Below are 6,967 nucleotides of genomic sequence, written 5' to 3' on the forward strand. Positions count from 1 at the left end.
TGCGACCCTTCGGAGATCTGGTCCTGCACCGGCGGCGCCAACCAGAAATGGACCCTGCCCGCATGAGCGACGCCGGACCGCCCGCCCGGCCGCTCAGCGGGCGCGGGAGCGGGGGCGGGGGGCCGCGCGCGGCGGCGTCATGGTCACCCGCGTGACCGGGTCGCGGGGCACGCCGCCCTCGCGCAGCAGCCGGGCCATCGGCAGGGTGGCCGCGCCCATCGCGACCGCGTCCGGTCCGAGCTGGCACAGCTCGATCGAGGTCTGCGCGTACGGCTGGCGCAGCGCGTGCCGCGCGGTCGCCTCGCGGATCTGCGGCAGGTAGCGCTCCCCCAGCGCCAGGCCGGCCCAGCCGCCGAGCACCACCCGCTCCGGGTTGAAGAGGTTGACCAGCGTCGCCACGCCCGCGCCGAGGTAGCCGACCGTCTCGTCGAGCACCTTCGCGGCCGTCCGGGACGGGGAGCGCAACAGCTCGCCGAACGCGCTCTCCTCGTCGGGGCCGACCGCCGCGCGCCCCCGATTGGCCTGCCGGAACCGGTCCAGCACGCCCTCCGCCCCGACGTACGCCTCCAGGCAGCCGAGGTTGCCGCAGCGGCAGCGGCGACCGCCGTACACGATCGTGGTGTGTCCCCACTCGCCGGCGCTGCTGTGCGCGCCCCGGTAGCCCACCCCGTCGGCCACCACGCTGGCACCGATCCCCGAGCCGACCAGGGCGATGACGGCGTGCCGGGCGCCCCGGCCGGCGCCGAACCACATCTCGGCCTGGCCGAGGGTCTTCGCGCCGTTGTCGACGTGCACCGGGATGTCAGTGCCGGCGCGCAGCATGGCCCCCAGCGGCACTCCGTCCCAGCCGAGGGTCTGCGCGTGCACGACGGCGTCGGCGGTCCGCTCGACCGTCCCGGAGACCGCCACCCCGAAGCCGAGCACCGCGGCCGGGTCGACGCCGGCCTGCTCGACGACCGCGGCCAGCCCGTGCAGCAGGTGGGTGGCGACGGCGTGCGGGTCCGGCTCGGCGGCGGCGATCGGGTACTCCGCCTTGGCCAGGGCGGTCATCGCCAGGTCGAAGAGCTCGACCTGGACCCGGGTCTCGCCGACGTCGGCGCCGACCAGGTAGCCGTAGCCGGGGGCGACCCGCAGCAGCACGCGGGGACGGCCACCGTCGGACTCGACCGAGCCGGCCTCCTCGACGATCCCCTCGCCGATCATCTCGCCGACGAGGTTGCTCACGCTGGCCAGGCTCAGCGAGGTGCTCTGCCCCAGTTCGTGGCGGCTGAGCGGACCGTCGAGCCAGATCCGGGTGAGCAGCACCGAGCGGTTGGCGCGCCGCATGTCGCGCACGGTGGTGCGTCTGGCGTCCATCGCCGCCCACCTCTCCCCTGTCACCACCCGCGGCGGCTCACCCGGGATGCGTCACCCCAGATTAATGCCATGAACCCAGCACCGAACTATCGCGCCCTCCTGACCTCCTCGGCGGCGGCGATGCTCCGGCTGCCGACGTACGACCGGTCACACCACCGCTCACCGCGCGCCGGGCTCCGGCCCCGTCCAGCCGGCCGTGCCGACGCAGGCCTCGTTGCCCTCGGCGTCGGCCAGCACCCAGAACGCCGGCGCGTGCTCATCGGTCAGCAGGCGACCGCCGGCCGCGACGGCAGCCGCCACCCGGGCCTCGGCCTGGTCGTGCGGCACCCAGACGTCGAGGTGCATCCGGTTGCGCTGCGGGCGCGGCGCGTCCATCTGCTGGAACCAGAGCAGCGGCCCGCGACCGCGCGGGTCGATCAGGTCCTGGTCGCCGTCACCGCGGTCGACGTAGCCGAGCAGGGCACGCCAGAACGGCAGCACCTCGGGACCGACCAGCGCGTCGATGCTGACCTGGACGTTCTGCAGGCCCGACGGGTCGGCGGACAGGCCCAGCTCCCGCGCCACCGCCGAGATCCGCCGGGCCAGCTCGACGTCGCGCGCGGTCAGCCCGTAGAAGCCGGGGATGATCGTGATCAGGCGTACGGTCACGCCCGCGTGCCGCACGTCGACGTCCGGGTGGTGGTCGTCCAAGCCGGCCAGCTCGCCGATCGCCTGGACGAGTCGGGCGCCGGCCGCGAACGACCCGGTGCGGAAGTACGTGCACGCTCCCTCGCCCAGCACCCGCCAGTCCCCCATCCCGTCGGCCTCGTGGAACTGCCGCGGGGTGATCCGCTCCGTCGGGTCCGTCGACACCTCAGCCATGTCACTCCTCTCGCCGCCCGGCGCCGGGCGGCGCCGCCGACCCAGTGTCACCCGAGTTCCCGACACCTTCTGTCGTATATCTGGGTCAGGATGGGGCGGTGCGTGCCTCGCGGATGATGACCCTGCTGCTCCAGCTCCAGGTGCGTGGCCAGGCCAGTGCGCGGGAACTGGCCCGGCATCTGGAGGTCAGCGAGCGGACCGTGCAGCGGGACGTCGAGGCGTTGGTGGCGGCCGGGATACCGGTGCGGTCGACCCGCGGGCCGGCCGGCGGATACCGCCTGGACCGTGGCTACCGCACCCGGCTGACCGGGGTCGGCCTCGACGAGGCCGGGGCGTTGGCGTTCCTCGGCCTCGCCGGCCCGGCCGAGCAGCTGGGGCTGGGCGAGATGCTGGAGGGCGCCCGGATCAAGGTCTGGGCCAGCCTCACCGGCGAGGCCCGGGAGCGCGCCGGCCGGACCGTGGAGCGGTTCCACCTGGACCCGGTCCGCTGGTACGGCACGCCCGAGCCGGTACCGTGCCTGACCCAGCTCGCCGACGCGGTCTGGCGCGATCGCCGGGTGCGCCTGCGGTACGTACGGGACGGGCGGGCGACCGCCCGGGAGATCGAGCCCCTCGGGCTCGTCCTCGCGGCCGGTGACTGGTACCTGGTCGCCCTGCGCGACGGCCAGCGCCGCACCTACCGGGCCTCCAGGGTCCGGGAGGTGGAGCCGCTCGACGACGTGGTGGCGCGCCCGGCCGGGTTCGACCTCGCTCGCTCCTGGGCAGAGGCGCGCCGGGAACTGGAGGACGAGGAGCCCGGCGTCGAGGTCACGGTACGCGCGGCGGCCCGGGCCCTGCCGCGGCTGCGCCGCCTCGTGCCCGTCCACGGGCAGGCCCTGGTCCCGGTCACCGCGACCGAGGAGGTCGAGCTGACGGTCCCGTTCGAGAACGAGTCGTGGGCGTGCTCGGCCCTGCTTAGCCTGGGCGCCGCCGTCGAGGTCCTCCGCCCCGCCGCCGTCCGGGAGCGGGTGGCCGACGAGGCCCGCGGCGCCGCCGCACACTACGCCCGGCCGCCGACGAACTCGGCCCGCCGGGCGGGTGCCGTCCGGGCAAGCTCGGCAATGAACGGCACGGCTGCCACCGTCGCGGAGTAGACGGGCTGAAGAGTGCCCAGCTCAGGGAAGATCGGGGTCCGGGTGCTCGGTCACGAATCGCATGGCCGTTTCGTCATCGATGAGCGAGTTGTCGACGAGCCACTCAACTGCCCGACGCTGGGCGCGGACGTCGCGGTAGGCGTACCACGCCGGCAGCAGGTGCGGATACTCCTCGTGCAGTTCGTCCTTGAACCGGCGGAAGGCGCCCTTGCCCTGGATGGCTCGCGCAAGTCTCCGCCCGACTCGGTCGTCGCTGATCCTCTCGGCGAAGTCGGCCATGTCCTGATACCAGACATAGGACGGCATTGGCTCGATGCAGACCAGATCCAAATCGTCGAGGTCAACGGGCGTCTGCCCATCGATTCCACCGTCCGCCGTCCAGAACACAATCTGTCCGGTGTCCGGGTTGATCAGCCATCGGTGCTCGTAGTCGGTCTGGTCCGCCAGCGCGGTGGCGATCTCCTCCAGGTCAACGCTGCTCAGGTCAAGCATCGGGCCACGATAGTCCTGCTCGCAGCGGGCTTTGATGGAGCGACCCGCGCGCGCAGGACTAAGAGGTCGCGCGGAATGGGTGGTGGTCATGGGCGCCGGGTGGGACGGGTGTCCCACCGGTAGATGGTCCACGCGCGTCGGGTCAGGCTACGGACGGTGATGATCGTGTCGGCGAGGTCGAAGTAGGCGTCGATGACTTTCTCGGTTCGTTCGTAGCAGCGTTGCAGCCGGTTGAACGCGTTGTGCCAGCTGTTCGTCCGCTCGACGTGCCACCGTTGCCCGGCCTGGATGGGTGCTTTGTCTCCCTTGTGGGCGATCTTGCCGGTCAGGCCGCGTTCGGCGAGCAGGGTGCGGGTGACGGCGGAGTCGTATCCCGCGTCGAGGTGCACGGTGACCTCGTCGGGCAGTGGGCCCAGGTCGTCGAGGTGGTCGAGGGTGGGGCCGAGCAGCGGTGAGTCGTGCCGGTTCGCGCCGGCCAGGACCCGGCCCAGGGGGATGCCGTAGCCGTCGACCATCGATGAGCGTTTCATGCCTTGTTTGCCCCGGTCGACCGGGGACCGTCCGGCGCAGTCACCGCCGCCGGGGGCCTTGGTGATGCAGCCGTCCACGGCGATGTCGTCCAACATCAGGCCGACGAGCCGGTCGTAGGCTTCCACCGCGATCTGTTTGAGCTGGGCGAACAACCCGAGCGTGATCCACTCGTCACGACGGTTACGGATCGTCGTGGCCGCGCATGTGCTGTCGGCGATCGCCTCGTAGGAGCAGCCGAACCGCAGTACCTGGATCAGCTTGTCGAACACGATCCGGTCATCGACCCGCCTGCGGTGGCAGCCCAACGGATGAGTCGGGGCGTAGGTCGGCCGATCGGGTAACAGCGCGGCGAACTGGACCCACAACGGCTCGATCAGCCATGCTGGGATGGCAGGCACAGAACCTCCCGTGATCACGAGGCGTAAGCACCTTCATGATCACCGGTTCTGTGCCTGCACCCGTTCAGACGCGCCGGGCAACCTCACCATTCCGCGCGACCTCTAAATGAGCACGGCCGGCAGTGGCAGATCGGCCAGCTGATGCAGGTCCTCGTCGACAAGGCCAACCTCGCCACCACCCTGGCAGCGGTTGTGTTGCCGGAGGTGGTCACGCACCGTCGAGCTGGCCGGCACCTGCCCGGTGCTGGTCGGTCCCGACGTGACCCCCGCCGCCCACCCCGGTCGGCGCGAGGATCAGTTGGCCCGCGGAGGCCCGCCCCACCAGCCGGTGGGGAGTCGCTCGCCCTCACGGCGAGGATCCACAACACCCACCGCAAACCCGGTGAACGTTAGTGGACACCGCACTAGCCGGACTGCCGCGCCAAGTCGTCGGCGCTGCGCTGTCGCTCTCCGGTGGGCTGCCCGGGGACCCGGGCGAACCGGGTCCAGGCGGAGATCACCTGCACGGCGGCGTGCCACGGGACCGGGTCGGCAACCTCGGACGGCTCGGCGGGCCGGGTCACCGTCACGCCCCAGTGCCGCAGCCGCTCCAGGCTCTCCAGGAAGGCGGGGTGCCGGGCGAGCGCCGGATCCGGGGCCGGCACGACGACGACCGGCAGGCCGACGGCGATCGCCTCGTTGAGCAGCCGCAGGCCCAGGTTGTCGTTCAGGCCGTACGCCCACTTGTTCACCAGGTCGAAGCTGGCCGGCACGACGGCGAAGGCGTCGGCCGGCGGCAGGGGATGGAGCGTCTCCGGCTGCTCGTCCTCGCGTACCGGATGGTGGGTGAGGTCGGCGAGCCCGTCCCGGTCGATCGAGTCGACCGCGTCCGGGGTGGCGATGAGGTGGACCCCCCACCTCAGCTTCTGGCAGGCCGTGATGAACGGTCCGAGCTCGACGGCGGGCTCGGCGCGGCAGACGACGAGGTGCAGGACAGGCGATCGTAACTTCCCGGGCATGGCGCTCCTATCGGCATGAGATGTCCCGCGCGCCATTCGTGGCGAGAGCCGGCTGCGCGCCGGGACGTCGATCGCCTGCGTCACCGGCGATCTCGCCGATCGAGTGGCTCCGGATGTCCGTGTGGATCCCGAAGCCGAGAGTATCGAGCCGGCTGCGAACGCGAGCGGTTATCCAGTGAACCGGCTCGATGGATCTGGCGCCGCTCCATCCGAGGAGACGATCGAGCGGTCGGCCGGGTGTCCATAAGTGGAGGATTCGGTGGTTAAGGAAGGCAACACAGGGTCACGCCCGCGCGAGGTCGCTCGTCCGGGCAGATTTGGAGCCATGCCCCGTGGTTCCTGCCGCGTGGCGCCTTCGACCGCCTACCCAACAACCCAGCGACATTTTCAAGGAGCTGGGCACCTCGCGCCAGCTTCCAGGAGACCCGCCCTACTCGTCCCCGCCCGCGTCGCCCTTCGTTCGGTCAGCGACCTCAACGGCGCGCGGTGAGGGGCACGAGGACGAGGACGGCAACGCCAAGCGTGGTGGCGCAGATAGCCCACCACCAGAAGAATCCCGAAAAGACCGAGGCGATCAGGAGCCCCACGCCGAGGCCGGCCAGCAGGCCGAGTGCGAACAAGGCCCGTGGGGGCAGGGCGAGGTACGGAAGGCGCCGTACCTCGAGCACTTCCAGCCAGGTGCCGCCCACTGCCAGCAGTGCTGCGCCGACCCCGTCTACGGCGGATAGTCCGTGACCTTCGCTGAGGGGCACGAGGACTCTGCCCTCGTCACCGGCGGGGACGAAGAGGATGAGCACGCTGGCGACGATGAGCAGAGCGGTGATTGCTACCTGCGTGCGCGGCGCACCCCCCGACATCTTGCGACATCGCTACAGTCTCGGTCATCCGCCACGGTCTCCGCAGGAGCCCTATCGCCGAACATCGAATGCCGGCGGTAATCGCCGCGTCTTGATCCCGCCTTCCTCGTCCAACCCCGGCGCGATCCGCCGGCACCGATCAGCGGCTACGAGCGGATGGTTGGTCGGTCCCGGGACGGGGCGCCGAGGGGGCCACCGCGCTACCGTTGGGCTGTGATCGACGATGTGCCTGCAAGCCCGAGCACCGCTTTGGACCATGCAGAGATCGAGGGCATCGTGCGGGCGTTCTTCGCTGCATTCACCTCCGGTCCTGACAGTTCCACCCGACTCGACACGCTTAG

General features: G+C 71.4%; 7 protein-coding genes. 1 reads left to right on the plus strand and 6 read right to left on the minus strand.

The window, feature by feature from the left end; all coding sequences use genetic code 11:
- Positions 1–93: 93 nt before the first annotated feature.
- Positions 94–1,356, minus strand: a complete 1,263-nt coding sequence (locus tag SLP03_RS28215) for an ROK family protein (protein ID WP_319463679.1) — start codon at positions 1,354–1,356, stop codon at positions 94–96.
- Between the two features lie 159 nt (positions 1,357–1,515).
- Complete coding sequence (locus tag SLP03_RS28220; protein WP_319463680.1) at positions 1,516–2,217, minus strand: VOC family protein; 702 nt, start codon at positions 2,215–2,217, stop codon at positions 1,516–1,518.
- 98 nt (positions 2,218–2,315) lie between these two features.
- Between SLP03_RS28220 and SLP03_RS28225 the strand changes: the two genes are divergently transcribed.
- Positions 2,316–3,350 (plus strand): helix-turn-helix transcriptional regulator, encoded by a 1,035-nt coding sequence (locus SLP03_RS28225; protein ID WP_319463681.1) that lies wholly within the window; start codon positions 2,316–2,318, stop codon positions 3,348–3,350.
- Positions 3,351–3,371: 21 nt separating this feature from the next.
- Here the strand turns inward: SLP03_RS28225 and SLP03_RS28230 are convergent, their stop codons facing one another.
- From SLP03_RS28230 to SLP03_RS28245, 4 genes are all read right to left on the minus strand, one after another.
- Positions 3,372–3,842 carry a UPF0158 family protein gene (locus SLP03_RS28230; RefSeq protein WP_319463682.1) on the minus strand — a complete coding sequence of 157 codons (471 nt, stop codon included), beginning with the start codon at positions 3,840–3,842 and terminating at the stop codon, positions 3,372–3,374.
- 86 nt (positions 3,843–3,928) lie between these two features.
- Positions 3,929–4,771, minus strand: a complete 843-nt coding sequence (locus SLP03_RS28235) for an IS5 family transposase (protein WP_319463683.1) — start codon at positions 4,769–4,771, stop codon at positions 3,929–3,931.
- A gap of 404 nt (positions 4,772–5,175) precedes the next feature.
- Entirely contained in the window at positions 5,176–5,769 is a 594-nt protein-coding gene (locus SLP03_RS28240) for a flavoprotein (RefSeq protein ID WP_319463684.1), read from the minus strand.
- A 473-nt stretch (positions 5,770–6,242) separates the two neighbouring features.
- Complete coding sequence (locus SLP03_RS28245) at positions 6,243–6,566, minus strand: hypothetical protein (protein ID WP_319463685.1); 324 nt, start codon at positions 6,564–6,566, stop codon at positions 6,243–6,245.
- Positions 6,567–6,967 lie beyond the last annotated feature (401 nt).

The organism is Micromonospora sp. RTP1Z1, from assembly GCF_033804685.1.
GTDB lineage: Bacteria > Actinomycetota > Actinomycetes > Mycobacteriales > Micromonosporaceae > Micromonospora.

What these genes read in the sequence shown, in the direction of transcription:
- SLP03_RS28240 (WP_319463684.1), bottom strand. Translation starts at nt 5,769, where the DNA reads ATGCCCGGGAAGTTACGATCGCCTGTCCTGCACCTCGTCGTCTGCCGC.
- SLP03_RS28220 (WP_319463680.1), bottom strand. Translation starts at nt 2,217, where the DNA reads ATGGCTGAGGTGTCGACGGACCCGACGGAGCGGATCACCCCGCGGCAG.
- SLP03_RS28215 (WP_319463679.1), bottom strand. Translation starts at nt 1,356, where the DNA reads ATGGACGCCAGACGCACCACCGTGCGCGACATGCGGCGCGCCAACCGC.
- SLP03_RS28230 (WP_319463682.1), bottom strand. Translation starts at nt 3,842, where the DNA reads ATGCTTGACCTGAGCAGCGTTGACCTGGAGGAGATCGCCACCGCGCTG.